Genomic DNA, 17,918 nt, shown 5'->3' on the forward strand with positions numbered 1-17,918 from the left:
GGCCTGAGTCAGGCGAAATATTTCGTGGCGATCTCTTGCAATGCGCGATGGCTTTCGCGCACGGGTTCCAATTCATCCAAATGATCGAACCCCATGACATGCAACACACCGAATCCGCCAGACAGCGATTGCATTTCTTCTATGCGTTCACGAACCGTCTCCGGCGCTCCAAGGAGCCAGCAATGCTTGGCGCAATACTCGACGGTGACTTCACTGTCGGGGACATCCGGGTGATGTTTGAACAAACCAAGCGCCTTGTTACCGGCGATCATCGGCAAGTAATCCTCACGAAAGTAGCGTCCCATTTCGCCTTCGACAGCAAGCCGCCATGCTTGCGCATCTGTGTCGGCGATCAGAATAGGACGACTGACACGCCATGTATCCCTGGCCGGCGGAACCCTTCCATTCAATGCGGCGCCCTCTTCAACAACTTGCCAATGGGTATGGAGATACTGAGGCGTAAAACAAAAGCTGATAGGGATCCAGCCATTACGACCGGCAATCTTCAACGTCGAGGATGAAGGTGAAAGACCGGTCACGCCTACTGGCGGATGGGGTGATTGATAGGGCTTGAGGTGATAACCGGAGGTTTTATCCCACTGATCCGCCGGCCGACGCGCTGTCCAATACTTACCTTTAAATTCGAATGGCCCATCGCTATTCCAAAATCGCATCATGATCGCTATCGATTCTGCCGTCATCTCCCGATGCACACCCGACTTATGATCTATGTCGAACATGTCGAGATCCAAAGTGGTACCGCTGGCGCCAATTCCCACCATTAATCGCCCCTTAGATATATGATCCAGCCAACAAATGCGGTGAGCCAACTCGGCTGGATGATGAAACGGCAGCATAAAGGCGCCCGGCGCCAATTTTATGCGCTCAGTCTGCAAAAGGGCTTGAGCGATGAGCAAATCTGGAGAAGGGCACGGTTCAGCCGGCATCGTATAATGCTCGCCAATCCAGGCCTCATCGAAACCGATTTTGTCCAAAAACCTCAAGGTATCAAGATCGTGGTAATGCCCATCGTGCAACGAGCGATAACGCGGATGTGCCGGCATTAAAAATGCGCCAAGTTTCATGTTCGATTATCTCCTTGAAGCGTAAAATCCCGATTAGCACGTGATATACGGCAAATTGATATTCAACCCATCAATTTCATTCAAATTAAAAATGAATTAATGCTTAGATATTATTAAATCGTAAAATTAAACACCAAAAAAAGTTAACCACGAAAAGTTAAGATGATTATTGAACATTGCTTTTCCCTTAAGTATATAGTTGTATAGACAAGTCAGTGGCAACACGGAATTGCTTAATTTGTGATCAATAACAAATTCATAACAATTCGTCATGCAGAAAAAAAGACATTACTGGTTCAAAAAAAGAGGCAAAGTGAAGTGTGCAAAAGCGTGACAAAAAATGGCTAACCACACTGTTAAATAAAGAAAAAACAAACATCCCCGCGTGAATGATTGTGAGAAATATGAAACATTTTCCCCAACTTGGTTTATTAACAGAAGCAAACAACCAAATGAAATAATTAGAATGATACGTATTTTTAATTATATGGTATTCGAATGATTAAACAAAACTGCATTTGCAAATATTATGAATTATATTTTCATTTGCGCTTTACCCATTTAGTATGGGAAAGGCATTTTCACCAAACATCAATATAATAAATACCCATGGAGAAATATCTTGCAAAATAAACTCCCCATCCTCGCGGGCATAGCCACAATTATCGGCACCCTCTTCGCTGGTTATTCTGCCTTTTCATCTTCAACGGAAACACGCAGTCAGTTCGTTAATGGCAGCGCGAATACGACGATTGGTAGTAATAGCGGAAATATCACCATCACTAACACACCGGGTGAAAAGGCGCCTCAGCTAGTGCTGAAGCGGCCGATGCCTTTAATTGCTCAACCCAATATGGGTAACTTGTTGGAGCCCACCAAACATATTTGCCAGCTCATCGCCGGCACACAGGTCGCATTGACAGGTAAAAGCGCTGCAATGGACATCGGCAATGCGGAATGGAAAGAAATCTCCATCATTACCGGCGAATGTGCCGGTCAGCGTGGCTGGATCACCTCAACGGCGCTCACCTACCAATAATCGAGTGATATTGCCCCCTTCATTCCGCTATCGGAGCCGACACTCACCGCGCCCGCAATACCCGATCGATCAATCCCCAGGCCGCCGCTTCGTCGGCGGTCATAAAGCGATCGCGATCCAACACCCGCTCCACTTCCTCTTCGTTCAGGCCGCAATGTTGGGCATACAACCGGATCACCCGGTCTTTGGTGCGTTTCATTTCCTCTGCCTGGATCAGAATGTCGGACGCCTGCCCCTGAAAGCCGCCCAGCGGCTGGTGCACGTGCAGGCTGGCGTTGGGCAGAGCCATGCGGTGCCCCGGTTCGCCGGCCATCAGCAGGAATGAGCCCATCGAACGCGCGGTGCCCATGCACAGCGTATGCACCGGCGCGCGGATATACTGCATGGTGTCGTAAATCGCCAGCCCGCTGGTGATCGCCCCACCCGGCGAGTTGATGTACAGGTGGATCGGTTTTTCCGGGTTTTCCGCCTCCAGAAACAGCAACTGGGCACACAGCATTTCGGCCACGTCGTCATTGACCTCACCGTTAAGGAACACGATCCGGTCGCGCAGCAGGCGCGAATAAATATCAAAGGAACGTTCTCCCCGGCTGGTCTGCTCCACCACCATCGGGACGAGCATCATCTTCTCACGCATCGGTGAACTCCTGGGTTGGCAACAAAGAGAAATGTGTTTAACGCGTCAGGCGGCGCGCATCATCATCGTCGGGCCGTCGTTGACGGCGTCGAGCCGGTGGATCACCCGCAACAGGCTGCCGCCGCCGGCATCCGGCACGATCTGCAGGGTGACGACGCTTTCGAGAAACGGCGGCTGGTCGTCGCGCAGGCGATAGCTCACGGCTTCGCCCGGCGTAGTGGCCAACGGCTCGGCCTGCGCCAGATCCCCCGGCGGCAGCCACTGCTCGCGCAGTTCGGGAATACTGAGCGCCCGCCACACTTTTTCCGGCGGCGCCTCGAGCGCATACTCCAATACCAGCCGATCGCGCGGCGGCGGCTCAACCCGTTTATTCATTGATCCATATCCTTCAGCAAGATTTGCAGCGCGTCGATGCGCGCCGGCCAATAGGCGCGGTACTTCGCCAGCCACTGGGCGATCTGCGCCAGCCCGTCCGGGTCGACCTGGTAATTAACGCAGCGCCCCTGCTTCGCCTCACGTATCAGCCCGGCATTGCGCAGCACCGCCAGGTGTTGCGACATCGCCGACTGGCTGATGGTCAGCCCTTCGCGCAGCGCGCTGGCGTTCATGCTGCCGGCAGCAAGTTTGTCGAAGATGCCGCGGCGGGTCGGATCGGCCAACGCCTTGAAGATGTCATTTTCGTTCATACAAACACATTAGTATTTACTTATGTATTATGCAACCGAGTAAGGCATTTTTTGCTGCAAAAGAAACTCCGCGCTGCAGCGCGGAGTGAATGGAAGAGGCATGATCGCGTTTATGAGCGGATCGGGATCACCAGCACGTCGATATTCAGCTGGTTGATGGCATTGCGGGTGGAAGAAAACAGGTTGCTCCACAGATCGTGGTGATGGCCGAACACCAGCAGATCGATGTTCTTATCCACGACTGCCGTGCGCAGTTCGTCAACGAAGCCGCCGCGCCCAATAATCACTTCCGCGATCGGGTAATTGACGTTTTGCGTGGTGGGCTCCAGCTCTTTGCGGATCTTCTCTTCGAACGGCACGCCGTTATCGCTGCGCTCCGAAAAACCGATCGCCGCGTGGTAGGTGTCGTAGTGAACGTCGACATAGATCAGCGAGAGTTTGGCCTGCAGCGCCTCCGCCAGCCGCGCCCCCTTTTCGACCAACCGTTTGCCGTCATCGCTCAGATCGGTGGCGATGACAATATGGTGGTAACACATAGCGCCTCCTGTCATGGACTCGGTAGAGCCGAGGCTCCGATATCACGTCAGGGCATATCGTTATGGTTAATTTTAGTTCAGAAATGGCCCGTATGACGGGTGGCGACGCGGTGGGAAAGCCCCGTTGCCGGGGCTGAAGGTAAAAATTACTTCTCGCGCTGCGCCTCAAACCAGACGTTGCACAACGACAGGATCAGCGTGTTGGCGTCTTTCACCAGCACGTTATCGCCGGGCACCCCATCGGTGCCCTGATCGGTAATGCCTTTGATGGTAGTATCCGCATGCTGAATGGCCACGCGTTCGACCGACGGCGTGCTGATGCCCAGCATCGGGAAATCGATGTAGGAGCTGCTGCCGGAATTGTCTTCGACAAACTCCTGCGCTTCTACGGTGCTAACGGTGGCCCCTTCGCTTTTCAGCGCCGTGCCGTTCCAGCTGAATGCATCCGCTTTGTAGCTGATTTTGCCGCCGATCAGGCTCTGCGCCTGCTGTTGATCCCAGCAGCCGGTGGTCTGGGTCGGCACGATCTTGCTGACGCGCCAGTTGCCCAGCAGCTGTTTAGGGATCGGTCCGGTATCGCTCTCCGCCGCCCGAACCTGAGTCGCCGAGACGCAGGCCAACACCACCAGCGGCAGCAGCGCCTTGCTCCAAGTGTTCAATCGCATTGTCTTTTCCTTCGTTTCAGTACCCAGTCTGCCCTTGCGGGCCAACGGCTATCATAATAAGCCCGTCGATTCGCCGTCAAAGCAATCCGCACCGCGCCGGGCAGCGGCCGCTCATAGCTAATCGCTATGAGTCATAGTGAATCAGTATTTTGTTTTAGCCCCGCGATTACCTACAGTCACTGCCACTATTCTGCCCGCCAAAATTAGCAGGCAATGTTGACAAGGACCCTGGGAAAATGACATTTACGCTGAAAAACCTCACCCTGGCGCTGGCCGCCGCCGGCACGCTGCTGCTGACCGCCTGCGGCCCGACCGCACAGGACGATCACCACATCAAGGTCGGCATCAGCGCCGGTATCGATCAGTCGCTGTGGGCGGTGGTGCAGAAAGTGGCCAAGCAGAAATACGATCTGGACGTGGAGGTGGTGACCTTCAACGATTACGTGCTGCCGAACGAAGCGCTGAACAACGGCGATCTGGACGTCAACGCCTTTCAACACAAACCGTATCTGGACAAACAGATGCAGGAGCGCGGCTACAAGCTGGCGGCGGTAGGCAACACCTTCGTCTACCCGATCGCCGGCTATTCGAAGAAGATAACCGCACTCAGCCAACTGCCGGACGGCGCGCAGGTGGCGGTGCCGAACGATCCGACCAACCTGGGCCGCTCGCTGCTGCTGTTGCAAAAACAGGGGCTGATTACTCTGAAAGACGGCGTCGGCCTGCTGCCGACCGCGCTGGACATCGTCAGCAACCCGAAAAAGCTGAAGATCGTCGAGATTGAAGCGCCGCAGCTGCCGCGCGCGCTGGACGACCAACAGGTGACGCTGGCGATCATCAACACCAACTATTCCAGCCAGATTGGCCTGTCGCCTGCCAAGGACGGACTGTTTGTCGAGGACAAAAACTCGCCGTACGTCAACATCTTCGCCAGCCGCATCGACAACAAAGACAGCGAGAAAGTGAAGGATCTGGTCAAGGCCTATCAGACCGATGAAGTGGCGGCCAGCGCCACCGAAATCTACAAGGGCGACGCCGTCAAAGGCTGGTAATGCCTCGCGTAGGGCCCGTGGCGCCCGGCCACGGGCCCTGCCAACCTCAGCCGCGCTGGATGGAAACGCCGCCGTCCACCAGCATCGCGGTGCCGGTGACGAATGAGGAGGCGTCAGACGCCAGATACAGCGCCGCCTGCGCGATCTCCTCCGGCATCGCCAGCCGCTTCAGCGCGTGCAGTTCGGCCACCTGCGCCAGCGCTTCCGGGGTATTGCTCATCTGCCGCCCCATCGCCGTGTCGGTGCCCCCCGGCAGCAGCGCGTTCACCCGAATGCCGCGCCCGCCGAACTCCACCGCCAGCGCCTGCGTCAGGCCGATCAGCCCCGATTTGCTGGCCGCATAGGCCGCCGTACCGGGAAACGCCGCGGTGTGGCCGACGAACGTGGAGGTGAAGATCACCGAGCCTGCGCCGCGCGCCAGCATGGCGGGGATTTGATATTTGGCGCTGTAGTAAGCGCTGGATAGATTGGTTTCCAGCACGTCGCGCCATTCTGACGCGCTGAGCGCCAGCGACGGCCCCAGCGGCCCCAACGTGCCGGCGTTGTTGAAAGCGATATCCAGCCCGCCGAACTCATCGACGGCCGTCGCCGTCAACCGTTCGGCGAAGGCTTCGTCGCGCACGTCACCGGCTACCGCCAACGCCCGGCCGCCCTCGCGCCGAATGTCCTCCACCAGCGCCGCCAACAGCGGCTCGCGCCGGGCGCCCAACACCAGCGCTGCGCCCTGCCGGGCAAACAGCAGCGCCGCCGCTTTGCCGATCCCCGAACTGGCGCCGCCGATCACCGCCACCTTGCCGTTTAATGCGTTCATCGCCCATCCTCTCGCGGTTTAAAGATCCTCAGTGTGAGGCAAGATTCGGCGCCGCGCTGGCCGCAAGCGGACATGTAACTGGCGCCAATAAGAAAGGCGCTGCAAGCAGCGCCCCGGCAACGCGAACCTGGCGGTTAACTTACGGCCTGGCCGCATATTTCCCCTGATTGGCCGGCGTCACCAGCTCGAACGGGATCCAGTAATACGGCTCGAGTTTTTCACCGTTGATCATGCGCTGCGCCACATCGACCGAGGCCTTGCCCTGGCCGACCGCGTCCTGGAACACCGTGACCTGCATCTTGCCGGAGGCCAGCGCCTTGAGGCCGTCCGGCGTGGCGTCGATGCCGCCGATCAGCACTTTCTTATCCGCCTTGCCCGCCTGCTGCAGCGCCATGATCGCACCAATCGCCATCTCGTCGTTGTTAGCGGCGACGATGTCGATCGCTTCGCCGTTGGTAAGCCAGTTCATCATCAGATCCATGCCTTCACTGCGTGAATAGTTGGCGCTTTGCTTCTGCACCACCTTCATTTTCGGGTACTTGGCCACCACCTGCTCCACGTCTTTGGTGCGCTGCAGCGCGCCGGCGTCGGTCAGGTTGCCGATCATCACCGCCACGTTGCCCTGATAGTTAGCCAACCGCGCCAGCTCTTCCATCTGCAGCGTGCCGGACTCCCGCTCGTCGGAGCCGACGAACACCACGCCCTGCGGCAGTTTGGCGTCGCCCGGCGTGCGGTTCACGTACACCAGCGGCACGCCGGCGGCCTGGACCATTTTGGTCATCACCGGGGTGCTGGCCGAGTTGACCGGATCGACGATAATCGCGTCCACCCCGGCGCTGATAAAGCTCTGCACCTGATCGGTCTGGCGGCCGACGTCGCCGCGCGCGTCTTCGAACTGTACGGTAATGCCGCGCGCCTTGGCCTCCTTGTCGATCGCCTGGCGGATAATGGTGAGGAAGTTCTGGTCAAAATAGGCCATCGATACGCCGATGGTTTGCGCCCATGCCGAAGTGGACGCACACAGCGCCACCGCCAGCCACAGCCCTTTCAGGTAATTCATCATGTGTTCCCCCGGGTAAAAAAACGCCGCCGGCCCACCTTGGCGCCGGCGGCAATTCACGGCAATCAGTGTTTTTTGCGGTTGCGCCGCATGTCGATAGACACGGCGGCGACGATAATCACGCCTTTGATAATGTCCTGAATGTAAGAGTCGACGCCGATAAAGGTGAAGCCGCTTTTGATAAGGCCGAGGATCACCGCGCCGATCAGCGTGCCGGTAATGCGCCCGACGCCGCCCATCAAGCTGCTGCCGCCGATCACCGCCGCGGCGATGGCGTCCAGCTCGTACGACATCCCCATGCTCGACTGGCCGCTGCTGACGCGCGCCGCCAGCACCACGCCCGCCAACCCCGCCAGGCCGCCGGCGATGGTGTAAACCGTCACCAGGTACTTATTGACGTTGATGCCGGAGACCCGCGCCGAGGTCATGTTGCCGCCGATGGCGTAGATGTATTTGCCGTAGCGGGTGTGTTTGAGTGCGATATGGAAGATCACCGCAATCACCAGGAAGATGATCACCGGCATTGCGCCCTGGCCGATTGACGTGAAGCCGTCCGACAGGAAGCTGACCGGGTTCCCCTTGGTGTAGTACTGCGCCAGGCCGCGCGCCGATACCATCATCCCCAGCGTGGCGATGAACGGCGGAATGCCGGTGCGGGTGATCAGGAAGCCGTTGATAAAGCCGCAGACGATGCCCACCCCAATCCCGGCGCCGATCGGGATCGCCGCCGGCAGATCGAGCAGCCCCGGATACATCGGCGAGATGCTGTCCGAGGTCTGCGCCAGGCTGGCCGCCACCACCGCGGTCAGCGCAATCAGCGAGCCGGAGGAGAGATCGATGCCGGTGGTGATGATCACCTGGGTGACGCCCACCGCGATGATGCCGATGATCGCCACCTGCAGCACGATCAGCAGCAGGCGGTTCGGGTTCAGCAGGAACGACTGATCGCGCATGTACCAGCCGAGGATTTCGAAGATCAGCGCGATGCCGATCATCACGATGAAGATACCGGTGTCTTTCGGCATTTTGCCGCTCAGCCCGGAGAACAGCCCTCCCTTGCCCGTTGAATCGGCGGAGAGCGGCTTCTCAATCTTTACGTTACTCATGATGTTCACCCTTCGTTATTCTGAGGCCAGCGCCAGGATCTTCTCCTGGTCCGCGTCGTCTTTGTCCAAAATGCCGGTGATGCGGCCGCCGTGCATCACCATCACCCGGTCGCTCATGCCGAGGATCTCCGGCAGCTCGGAGGAGACCAGAATGATGGCGACGCCGCGGTTGGCCAGCTCGCTGATCAGGCGGTAGATTTCCGCTTTCGCCCCCACGTCGATGCCGCGCGTCGGTTCGTCGAGGATCAGGATTTTCGGCTGCGCCAACAGCCAACGCGCGATCAGCACCTTCTGCTGGTTGCCGCCGCTGAGGTTATTGATGATCTGATCCATGGTCGGCGTTTTGATGTTGAGCTTTTTGATCTGATCCATGCAGTCTTTGGCCATCTGCACATGGCTGACGAAACCGTTCTTGCCGATGTATTCCGACAGGTTGACGATGCTCATGTTCTCGACCACCGACAGCACCAGAAACAGGCCGGATTTCTTGCGGTCTTCGGTGAGAAACGCCAGCCCGCTCTCGATCGCCTTCGCCGGGGAATCCACCTTCACCGCCTGGCCTTCGATAAAGATCTCGCCGCCGTCCGCCGGGTGCATGCCGAACAGGCTTTCCATCACTTCGCTGCGCCCGGCGCCCACCAGCCCGGCGACGCCGAGGATCTCGCCGCGTTTGACGCTGAACGACACGTCATGAAACCAGCCGCTGCGGCGCAGCCCCGCCACCCGCAGCACTTCCTCGCCGATATTGTTGTTGAATTTGGGGAACATCTGCGTCAGTTCGCGCCCCACCATCATGGTGATCAGCGACTGTTTGGTCAGGTTTTCGGTTTTGTCGCAGGCGATGAAGGTGCCGTCGCGGAAAATGCTCACTTCGTCGGTGATGGCGAAGATCTCGTCCATCTTGTGGCTGATATAGATGATGCCTTTGCCCTGCTCGCGCAGTTCACGGATGATGGCGAACAGGTGCACCACTTCGCCTTCGGTCAGCGCCGAGGTCGGTTCATCCATGATCAAGACGTCGGCGTTGTAGGACACCGCCTTGGCGATCTCCACCATCTGCTGATTGGCGATGCTCAGCTCACCCACCAGCGTATCCGGCTGCAGTTTGATGTTCAGCCGCGCCAGCAGCTCGCGGGTCTGTTCGTTCAGCTGCTCGTGGTTGACGAACCCCAGCCGCGCCGGCTCGCGCCCCAACCAGATGTTTTCCGCGACCGTCATGTCAGGCACCAGGTTCAGCTCCTGGTGGATCATGGAAATGCCCGAATGCAGCGCCTGCAGCGTGTCGCTGAAGGTGACCGGCCGGCCTTTGATTTTGATCGAGCCTTCGTCCGGGTGGTAGATGCCGATCAGGCATTTCATCAGCGTCGATTTGCCCGCGCCGTTTTCCCCCATCAGCGCGTGCACGCTGCCGGGTTTGATTTTAATCGAGACCTTATCCAGCGCTTTGACGCCGGGGAACTGCTTGCTGATGCCTTCGGCCTCAAGAACATAAGGGTACATACCGCTTACCTCCGCACTGACCCACGTTTTCCGCCGCGATCGCCCCACACCGGCGCCCGCGGCGGGCTTCAAGGCTTATTTCTTGTTTTTATCGGCGAATTGCTGGTAATTGGCCTGGGTGATCAGCTGGTAAGGGATCAGCACGTTGCTCTCCACTTTCTCGCCTTTCACCAGTTGAACGGCGGTCTGCACCGCGCCCTCACCCTGGCCTTTGGCGTCCTGGAATACGCTCAGCGCCAGATCGCCCTTCTTGATGAACTCCAGCGCGTCCGGCGTGCCGTCAACGCCGGCCACCAGCACGCCGGATTTCTTGGCTTGCTTCAGCGCCAAAATAGCGCCGATGGCCATTTCGTCGTTGTTGGACGCGATGGCGTCAATCTGCTGGCCGGACAAAATCCAGTCGGTGGTGACGTCCACGGCCTCTTTACGGAAGAACTTGGCGGTTTGTTTGTCGACTATTTTGATGCCGGGGTAGTTGGCCGCCACCTCTTCCACGCCGCGAGTGCGGTCGCGCGTGGCTTCGCTCGACAGCTCGCCCATCAGGATCATCACGTTGCCCTTGCCGTTCATCAGCTTGGCCAGCTCTTCCATCTGGAGCTTGCCGGCCAGCTTGGAATCGGAGCCGACGTAGGCCATGCCGGCCGGCAGCGCCACTTCCGGCTTGCGGTTGACGAACACCAGCGGGATCTTGGCCTTCTCGGCCAGCTTGATCATCGGCTTGACGCCCTGGGTATCCACTGGGTTGAGGATGATGGCGTCGACGCCCTGGCTGACGAAGTTTTCGATTTGTTGAATTTGCTGCGCGATGTCGCCCTTGGCGTCTTCGAACTGGCCGCTGACGTTGCCGTCGGCCTTCATTTTGCTTTGCATCGACTGGCGCAGAATGGTGAGGAAGTTGTCATCGAAGTAAGCCATGGAAACGCCGATCTTGATGTCTTTCGCCAACACGCTGGCCGGCAGCATACACATCAGTACCGAGGCGGCGATCAGTTTCTTCAGCTTCATGTTCGTTACCCTTTAATCGTTAGAATGAAGAGGTCTGTTGGTTGACAGCTAATGAAAAATATTTTTTACATTCAAACAACAATACGGTCGGTGTTATCCCTTTGATACGGCGAAATTACCGCGTTATCGCCGTATTAAGGCCGTGAAAAAAATGGTGATCGATATCTCAAAACAGATTAAAAACAATCAATTGAAATAAACCCCTGGCACAGCAAACGGCGTCTTTATCGCATTTTTAAATGTTTATTTCATAATTTAGATTATTGAAACTTTTTAACCCAAACAAGCGAAACATGCATTTTGGAATGGCTTATTAACAAAAACATGACACGGATCTAACAAATGAAATGAAAGCCACCGGCGAGCGTTCCCCTTTCGTGCGCCGGCAAAAACTGCGAGCGGCTACGCAGTTTGCGGTTTCCGCGTTTCCCGACCATTCTTACTCGGCAATAATGGACATATCCCTATCTCAGGAGGACCTGACATGCAGCTCAGCAGTAAGGTGCGGATGAACCGCCTGTTCAACAACGGCAAGTGCCTGGATGTGGCGATCGATCACGGCATCGCCAACGAACCGGATTTTTTAATCGGCCTGGAAGATATCGAACGGGTGATGGGCAACCTGATCGCCGCGCGCCCCGACGCCATTCAGGTCAACTACGGCCAGGCGGAGCTGCTGCAGCGCGCGCCGCAGCGCGAAAAGCCGGCGCTGGTGATGCGCACCGACGTCGGCAACGCCTATAACGCCGCGCGCCACCGTGAGATGTGGGCGGTGTTGCACAACCCGGAAGCGCCGATCCTCGCCGCGCTGCAAATGGACGCCGCCGCGGTGGTGGTCAATCTGTATATGATCCCGGATGAACCCGGCATTTTCCGCCAATGCGTGGAGAACATCGGCCGCCTGCGCCACGCCTGCGATCGCTACGCCATGCCGCTGATGATCGAACCGCTGGTAATGGCGCCAGCCGGCCAGGGCGCCGCCTACGGATCGCTGGGTGACGTGGAGAAGATCGTGCCGCTGGTGCGGCTGGCGCGCGAGCTGGGTGCCGACATCATCAAGGCCGATCCGACCGATCGGGTGGAGGATTTTCACCGCGTGGTGGAAGCGGCGCGCTGCCCGACGCTGGTGCGTGGCGGCGGCAAGGGGGAGCTGGGGCCGGTGCTGGAAAAATCCGCCGCGCTGATGGCCCAGGGCGCTTCCGGCATGGTCTATGGCCGCAACGTTTACCAACACAGCAATCCGTCGCAGGTGGTGCGCGCCCTGATGGCGATCATCCATCAAGGTGCCAGCGGCCAACAGGCGCTGGAGCTCTACCACCAGCAATGACCCGCTTTTGTAACTAAAATAACCCCTCCGCACCCCGGCAGCATGCTATAACCTGCTGCCGGTAACTGCAGCTTGCCTCATTCCTCGCTAGAATACGCCGTGATATCGCCATTCGGAGAACCGCCATGCCAAAACAACGGGTGCCGCTCAAGCTGAGCACCGCCATCACGCTGATGGTGTCCGCCATCATCGCTTCGGTGCTGCTGGTGGTGTTCGCGCTGTTTTTCGTGCAGATGAGCCGCGAGGGGCAAGATCAGCTGCAGCAGAAAGCCATCGCCGTCGCCAATACGCTGGCGCTCTCCAGCACGGTGGTTGACGGCCTGCAGCGGCGCGACCAAAGCGGCGCCATTCAGCGCTTCGCCGAGCAGGTGCGCCATCAAAACGAGCTGCTGTTCGTGGTGGTGGTGGATATGCAGGGCATCCGCTATTCGCACCCCAAACCCTGGCTGATCGGCAAGCATTTTATCGGCGAAGATCTGGCGCCGGCGCTGCAGGGCAACGTCAACAGCGCCATCAACCGCGGCACGCTGGCCCCGGCGCTGCGGGTGTTCGTGCCGGTGTATGACGATCAGAAAAAACAAATCGGCGTGGTGACGCTCGGCATCGCGCTGGACACCGTGCAGCGGGTGGTGGCGGAGAGCCGTTGGATCATCTATTGGACCATCGCCTTCGCCGCGCTGGTCGGCAGCCTGGGCACCTTCTTCCTGGTCTCTGCGCTCAAACGCATCATGCTGGGTTTCGAGCCTTACGAAATCTCCAACCTGTTCGAACAGCGCAACGCCATGCTGCAGTCGATTAAAGAAGGCGTGATCGCGGTCGATAATGAATCCCGCATCACCATCGTCAATGACGAAGCCAAGCGCCTGCTGCGCCAGAGCGGGCCGGTGGAAAACCTGCTGCTGGAAGCCGCCAGCAAGCATTGGCCGGCGCAGCTGCATCTGGCGGAGGTGCTGGCCAGCGGCGAACCGCTGCGCGATCGGCAGATCAGCTTCAACGGCAGCGAACTGCTGACCAATACCGTGCCGGTGATCGTCAACGGCCAGGTGACCGGCGCCATCGCCACCTTCCGCGACAAAACCGAGGTCAGCCGCTTGCTGCAGCGCCTGAGCGGCATGGCTCACTACGCCGACGCCCTGCGGGTGCAGTCGCACGAATTTATGAACAAGCTGCATGTGATACTCGGCATGCTGCACATGAAGGCCTATCAGCAGTTGGAAAACTACATCATCAATACCGCCAGCAACTACCAGGAAGAGATCGGCGCACTGCTGCGCAAAATTCACTCACCGGAAGTGGCGGGCTTCTTCATCGGCAAGATCAGCCGCGCCCACGAAGCCGGCGTTGAGCTGACCATTGAGGAAAACAGCCTGCTGCCGGAAACCGACGATGCGGAAACCACCCACGTACTGATCAGCGTGCTCGGCAACCTGATCGAAAACGCCATCGACGCCATCGACGGCGTTGAGGGCCACGAGATCGGCCTGAGCTTCCATCACCACGACGATCAATTACACTGTATCGTCAGCGACGACGGCCCCGGCATCGATCCGGCGATCGCCGCGCGCATCTTCGAACACGGATTTTCTACCAAGGGAACGGGACGCGGCATCGGCCTGGCGCTGATCCGCAGCCATCTGGAGAAACTGGGGGGCAGCATCGATTTCGAATCCGAACCGGGCGAGCTGACCCAATTTTTCGTGCACCTTCCCTATCAGGCCAAGAGCAGAGCCCATGATTAACGTACTGATTGTCGACGACGACCCGATGGTGGCGGAGCTGAACAAATACTACCTGAGCCAGGTCGGCGGTTTTCACTGCCAAGCGACGGTCGCCACTCTGAGCCAGGCGCGCGCCCTGCTGGCCGATGCCAGCGTCAGCATCGATCTGGTGTTGTTGGATATCTACATGCAGCAGGAGAACGGGCTGGATCTGCTGCCCGGCCTGCGCGAACTCGGCGAGAAGACCGATGTGATCATCATCTCCTCCGCCAGCGACGTGAACACGGTGCAAAAAGCGCTGCACTACGGCGTGGTGGATTACCTGATCAAGCCGTTCCAGTTCAGCCGCTTCAAGGAGGCACTGAGCCACTACCGGCAACAGTCGCAGCTTTTGGCGCAGCGCGAGTTCTCGCAGGCCGACGTCGACAGCCTGCTACGCCGCCAGCCCGGCGGCCAGGAGAGCAAGAAGCTGCCGAAAGGGCTGACCAGCATCACCCTGAGCACGGTGTGCGAATGGATCGAACAGCAGCACGACAGCGAATTTTCCACCGACAACCTGGCCAACGCCATCGGCATTTCGCGGGTGTCCTGCCGCAAGTACCTCATCTATCTGGCGGAGAGCGGCATTCTCGGCACCCGTATTCTGTACGGCGCCACCGGCCGACCGGTCTATCTGTATCAGTTGAAACCGGATGCGATCGCCATGCTGAAAGAGCATTGCCGCCCGGCCTAAACGACGCCGGGCGCAGCAAGCGCCCGGACGTTGAAGGCTAGAAGTTGTGCATGTAACACTTCGCCTCAGGGTGAGGATCTTTCGAATGTCTGCGCAGGCAACGCTGCTTTTTCTCCTGCTGTTCCAGGTGATGCTGCTGCCGTTTGGCGCTCTCTGCCGCCTCGCGCTGCTGTTCGCGCGCAATCGCCTGCTCGTTGGCCAGCGTCAGATTATCGACATTCCACACCTTGTGGCGCAATGCGTCGCGCTTTTTCTGATACTCCTCGGTGACCTTGCTGTCCTTCGGCGCCGCCGCATGGTATTCCAAATCCACCCGCGCCTGCGCGAAGCTGGCGCAACACAAGGCCACGCCGGTCAACACTATCATTTTCATCGATAAACTCCTGACAAGTCCCTGTTCTCATCTTTAGCAATTCAGCGGCCGACCATTCAGCCAGGCCCGGCAATATGCGCCGACAAACGGCCGATGCGGCCCCATCAGGGACGTCCGGCGCAGACGCAGCGACAGGCAGCGAACAATATCGGCTCCCTGTTCACAGGCCGATCGGGCGCTCTGGTGCCCCTGCGCAGAACGTCTCACCGTTTTCTGCGTTTGCAACCGCATTTCCAACGCTTCCCGCTCCGCACGCAGCCGCGCCAGCTGCATGCGCTCCGCCTGAATCTGTTCAGCCAACCAAATATGCTGCAACAAGCCATCCAGCCGCGCCGGGCATCCCGCCGCCGAAGAACTTTCCGTCGAAGCGCCGGGCGAGGAATGACGATCGATGAACGCCTGACTGCAAAATGAGGCCAACAGTGCCAGCGCCGCAGCGATTAACGAGGGTAGTTTCAATACACAAGCTCCATGAATAAGCCGACTGGGGCGCGCCACGAAAAATGACGCAGAGAACCGTTCAACAGCCATTGAGTGAAGACACATGAGGCTCTGCGGGATCGGGCGCATGTTGCCCTCCCGTCGCCGGCGTTTTCGCGTTTTCGGCATCGCATTCGAGACGCGCCAAGGTTTCAGCCTCGTTCTCCGTGGGTGGGCTCGGCACCGCCATCTCTTGTCGCAGGCCATGCGCCAGCTCTTTCAATTTCTTCTGAAACAGCACGGGAGAAATTCCCTCGCATTGCCGATCGTAACGGGCCGCATTTGCTTGCAGACTCAACAACGACATTATCAACATGGCGACAATACGCTTTGCCATTGAAAACTCCTGTAATGATGTCTGGGTATGTCGATATAAATTCAACAAGCAGAGATTCATCGTTTAAAGATAAATAACGCATCGAAAAAACAGAGTAGCGAATTAATAATAAACCGTTCCACAATATCTCTGAGATAACGTCTGGCGCCACGCCGAATAAAGAGTGGTGATTAGCGCCCCTCTATTTTCGACCAGTCCAGCCTACCGCCGATACCGACCCGGCCTTCATTCAGCACGGAAGCAGCGGATTCGCCGGCGATAATACGCTGTTTTTGTTCTCGCGTTGCGGGCTGCGGTGCTCCCCAATTCCCCCAGTGAGTGGAGGAGGATGAGGATGAAACAGTGGGGTAAATGGCACTGCATCCGTTTAATACCAGACACAATGCCAGAAGATAATTACGCCATGTCATACTATTCCCCTTAAAATAACGCCATTGGCAGTGACGGTAAATGAAAAATGAGTTTATTTAGTTTAATAACGTTCGCCGCATGCCATCGCCTGCGACAAAAAGAATACGCCGGTGTTAATCACCCGTTATTTTAATTAACCTGAATAAAACAAATATCGCTCAATAAGATAACGCTAATCGCAGAAATGGGCCAACAGGTTCAGCGCACTTCCGAGTGCGCTGGGATCTTACTCTTCGCCGTCCGGCTGCCAGGCCAACAGATCGCCAGGCTGGCAGTCGAGAATGCGGCAGATCTTGTCCAGCGTTTCCAGCCTGACTCCCTTGACCTTGCCGTTTTTCAACAGAGACAGGTTTTGCTCAGTGATCCCCACCTGCTCCGCCAGCTCCTTTGAACGCATCTTCCTTTTGGCCAACATGACATCAAGACTTACGATTATTGCCACTCTATTCTCACACGAAAGAAAGCTGTTCTTCATTCAGCCGCAACGCTTCCAGAAATACCCGGCTAAATACCAGGATTGCGCAGCCTACGATCAGCGAGCGCACCGACTCGCTATTGACGCCATAATAAAGGATAAACAGCATTTTTTCATCGGCGGTCAATACCATCACCTGCAGCAGACCGGCTAACGACGGGAACAACACATCGACGATCAGCAAGATGCCGATGATCTGCAACAGCACCATATTGTTGCGATGCCACACGTTGCCGCGGAAAAATTGATAAAACAGCCCGGCGCCGCACAGCAGCGCGCTGTAATAGGGCAAATAACCGAGCATGTCGATAAGCAGCGTGGCGAACAGCGCCCAGCGTTGCTGCGGGATCGCGTAGGCAAGCAGCTCCGGGTAATATTCCCGGTAAGAGGCGACGATATCGCGATAGGCTACGCCCTGCAGCCAATCCCGCACAATGATGAACATCTCAACGCCGGTGCTGACGATCAGCATCGCCATAATGAGCAAACACAGACAACGCACGTACAGCGGCAGATGGATCCTTGGCGCAGCGCCCATAATTTTCTATCCCTTAATCAACAGCAATAAATTATCGTAAAACGATAATTTATTGCTGTCAATGATCAAGTGGACTGATGAGTCAGACGGCGGGCGCCAATGCGCGGGTGACTAGTCCTGATATAGGTTGACACTTTTCAACCGGATAACGCCCGATGAACCTCATCGGGCGTTTTGTATTTCAGCGACAAGTGCGGCCGCCGCGTGTTGTAGAGGTTCACCGATTCCCTGACCATCTTTCTTGCCTGCGCGATATCTTCTGGCCTGCCGAGCAGGTATTCCGTTTTGAGTATCCCGTTTATCCGTTCCGCCAGCGCGTTCTGATAACAGTCATACCCGTCCGT

The 17,918-nt window shown here is 57.5% G+C and carries 21 protein-coding genes and 1 pseudogene; 5 read left to right on the forward strand and 17 right to left on the reverse strand.

The features are described 5' to 3' along the window. Positions 1-8: 8 nt before the first annotated feature. Complete coding sequence (locus ACJ8J5_RS13315) at positions 9-1,085, reverse strand: LLM class flavin-dependent oxidoreductase (RefSeq protein ID WP_197835515.1); 1,077 nt, start codon at positions 1,083-1,085, stop codon at positions 9-11. A gap of 622 nt (positions 1,086-1,707) precedes the next feature. Here ACJ8J5_RS13315 and ACJ8J5_RS13320 point away from each other — a divergent pair. Continuing rightward, positions 1,708-2,124 (forward strand): hypothetical protein, encoded by a 417-nt coding sequence (locus ACJ8J5_RS13320; RefSeq protein WP_060432890.1) that lies wholly within the window; start codon positions 1,708-1,710, stop codon positions 2,122-2,124. A gap of 43 nt (positions 2,125-2,167) precedes the next feature. Here the strand turns inward: ACJ8J5_RS13320 and ACJ8J5_RS13325 are convergent, their stop codons facing one another. The 5 genes from ACJ8J5_RS13325 to ACJ8J5_RS13345 all read right to left on the reverse strand — a co-directional run bounded on the left by ACJ8J5_RS13325 (position 2,168) and on the right by ACJ8J5_RS13345 (position 4,648). Further along, on the reverse strand, positions 2,168-2,761 hold the full coding sequence (locus ACJ8J5_RS13325) for an ATP-dependent Clp protease proteolytic subunit (protein ID WP_060432889.1): 594 nt from the start codon (positions 2,759-2,761) through the stop codon (positions 2,168-2,170). A gap of 45 nt (positions 2,762-2,806) precedes the next feature. Next, positions 2,807-3,136 (reverse strand): SRPBCC family protein, encoded by a 330-nt coding sequence (locus ACJ8J5_RS13330; protein WP_025302474.1) that lies wholly within the window; start codon positions 3,134-3,136, stop codon positions 2,807-2,809. Then, entirely contained in the window at positions 3,133-3,447 is a 315-nt protein-coding gene (locus ACJ8J5_RS13335; protein ID WP_049295409.1) for an ArsR/SmtB family transcription factor, read from the reverse strand. Before ACJ8J5_RS13335 ends, ACJ8J5_RS13330 begins: the two co-directional genes overlap by 4 nt. Positions 3,448-3,557: 110 nt before the next feature. Continuing rightward, a complete protein-coding gene (locus ACJ8J5_RS13340; protein ID WP_025302472.1) occupies positions 3,558-3,983 on the reverse strand; it encodes a universal stress protein in 426 nt (141 codons plus the stop codon). Between the two features lie 146 nt (positions 3,984-4,129). Then, positions 4,130-4,648: a hypothetical protein gene (locus ACJ8J5_RS13345; protein ID WP_089180784.1), complete on the reverse strand. Its 519-nt coding sequence runs from the start codon at positions 4,646-4,648 to the stop codon at positions 4,130-4,132. Positions 4,649-4,884: 236 nt separating this feature from the next. Between ACJ8J5_RS13345 and metQ the strand changes: the two genes are divergently transcribed. Further along, positions 4,885-5,700 carry a methionine ABC transporter substrate-binding lipoprotein MetQ gene (metQ, locus tag ACJ8J5_RS13350; RefSeq protein ID WP_043141591.1) on the forward strand — a complete coding sequence of 272 codons (816 nt, stop codon included), beginning with the start codon at positions 4,885-4,887 and terminating at the stop codon, positions 5,698-5,700. A 46-nt stretch (positions 5,701-5,746) separates the two neighbouring features. On the opposite strand, the gene ACJ8J5_RS13355 is transcribed toward metQ, so the two are convergent. From ACJ8J5_RS13355 to ACJ8J5_RS13375, 5 genes are all read right to left on the reverse strand, one after another. After that, positions 5,747-6,511: an SDR family oxidoreductase gene (locus ACJ8J5_RS13355; protein ID WP_141997789.1), complete on the reverse strand. Its 765-nt coding sequence runs from the start codon at positions 6,509-6,511 to the stop codon at positions 5,747-5,749. A 139-nt stretch (positions 6,512-6,650) separates the two neighbouring features. After that, positions 6,651-7,571: a sugar ABC transporter substrate-binding protein gene (locus ACJ8J5_RS13360; protein ID WP_043141597.1), complete on the reverse strand. Its 921-nt coding sequence runs from the start codon at positions 7,569-7,571 to the stop codon at positions 6,651-6,653. 65 nt (positions 7,572-7,636) lie between these two features. Continuing rightward, positions 7,637-8,677, reverse strand: coding sequence for an ABC transporter permease (locus ACJ8J5_RS13365; protein ID WP_049204184.1), 1,041 nt, complete (start codon positions 8,675-8,677; stop codon positions 7,637-7,639). A gap of 15 nt (positions 8,678-8,692) precedes the next feature. Then, the gene (locus tag ACJ8J5_RS13370) at positions 8,693-10,177 is read right to left on the reverse strand and encodes a sugar ABC transporter ATP-binding protein (RefSeq protein WP_025302466.1); all 1,485 of its coding nucleotides are present in this window, start codon (positions 10,175-10,177) and stop codon (positions 8,693-8,695) included. A 75-nt stretch (positions 10,178-10,252) separates the two neighbouring features. After that, positions 10,253-11,182: a sugar ABC transporter substrate-binding protein gene (locus ACJ8J5_RS13375; protein ID WP_025302465.1), complete on the reverse strand. Its 930-nt coding sequence runs from the start codon at positions 11,180-11,182 to the stop codon at positions 10,253-10,255. 484 nt (positions 11,183-11,666) lie between these two features. Between ACJ8J5_RS13375 and ACJ8J5_RS13380 the strand changes: the two genes are divergently transcribed. From ACJ8J5_RS13380 to dcuR, 3 genes are all read left to right on the forward strand, one after another. Further along, positions 11,667-12,509, forward strand: a complete 843-nt coding sequence (locus ACJ8J5_RS13380) for a class I fructose-bisphosphate aldolase (protein ID WP_049209431.1) — start codon at positions 11,667-11,669, stop codon at positions 12,507-12,509. Between the two features lie 125 nt (positions 12,510-12,634). Next, positions 12,635-14,248, forward strand: coding sequence for a sensor histidine kinase (locus tag ACJ8J5_RS13385; RefSeq protein WP_414104697.1), 1,614 nt, complete (start codon positions 12,635-12,637; stop codon positions 14,246-14,248). Then, on the forward strand, positions 14,241-14,960 hold the full coding sequence (dcuR, locus tag ACJ8J5_RS13390; protein ID WP_004940959.1) for a two-component system response regulator DcuR: 720 nt from the start codon (positions 14,241-14,243) through the stop codon (positions 14,958-14,960). The genes ACJ8J5_RS13385 and dcuR overlap by 8 nt, the downstream gene beginning before the upstream one ends. 37 nt (positions 14,961-14,997) lie before the next feature. Here dcuR and ACJ8J5_RS13395 read toward each other — a convergent pair whose 3' ends face one another. The 6 genes and pseudogenes from ACJ8J5_RS13395 to ACJ8J5_RS13420 all read right to left on the reverse strand — a co-directional run. Beyond that, entirely contained in the window at positions 14,998-15,333 is a 336-nt protein-coding gene (locus tag ACJ8J5_RS13395) for a hypothetical protein (RefSeq protein ID WP_414104698.1), read from the reverse strand. Positions 15,334-15,366: 33 nt separating this feature from the next. Continuing rightward, positions 15,367-15,792, reverse strand: a complete 426-nt coding sequence (locus ACJ8J5_RS13400; RefSeq protein WP_197780624.1) for a hypothetical protein — start codon at positions 15,790-15,792, stop codon at positions 15,367-15,369. A 61-nt stretch (positions 15,793-15,853) separates the two neighbouring features. Continuing rightward, positions 15,854-16,150 carry a hypothetical protein gene (locus ACJ8J5_RS13405; RefSeq protein WP_197780625.1) on the reverse strand — a complete coding sequence of 99 codons (297 nt, stop codon included), beginning with the start codon at positions 16,148-16,150 and terminating at the stop codon, positions 15,854-15,856. A 637-nt stretch (positions 16,151-16,787) separates the two neighbouring features. Continuing rightward, on the reverse strand, positions 16,788-17,003 hold the full coding sequence (locus ACJ8J5_RS13410) for a helix-turn-helix domain-containing protein (protein WP_025302459.1): 216 nt from the start codon (positions 17,001-17,003) through the stop codon (positions 16,788-16,790). A 7-nt stretch (positions 17,004-17,010) separates the two neighbouring features. Then, positions 17,011-17,574, reverse strand: a complete 564-nt coding sequence (locus tag ACJ8J5_RS13415; protein WP_025302458.1) for a DUF2975 domain-containing protein — start codon at positions 17,572-17,574, stop codon at positions 17,011-17,013. Between the two features lie 111 nt (positions 17,575-17,685). Then, positions 17,686-17,918: pseudogene (locus tag ACJ8J5_RS13420) on the reverse strand (integrase core domain-containing protein); the annotation flags it as partial.

The organism is Serratia sp. CY43202, from assembly GCF_052168755.1.
GTDB lineage: Bacteria > Pseudomonadota > Gammaproteobacteria > Enterobacterales > Enterobacteriaceae > Serratia > Serratia bockelmannii.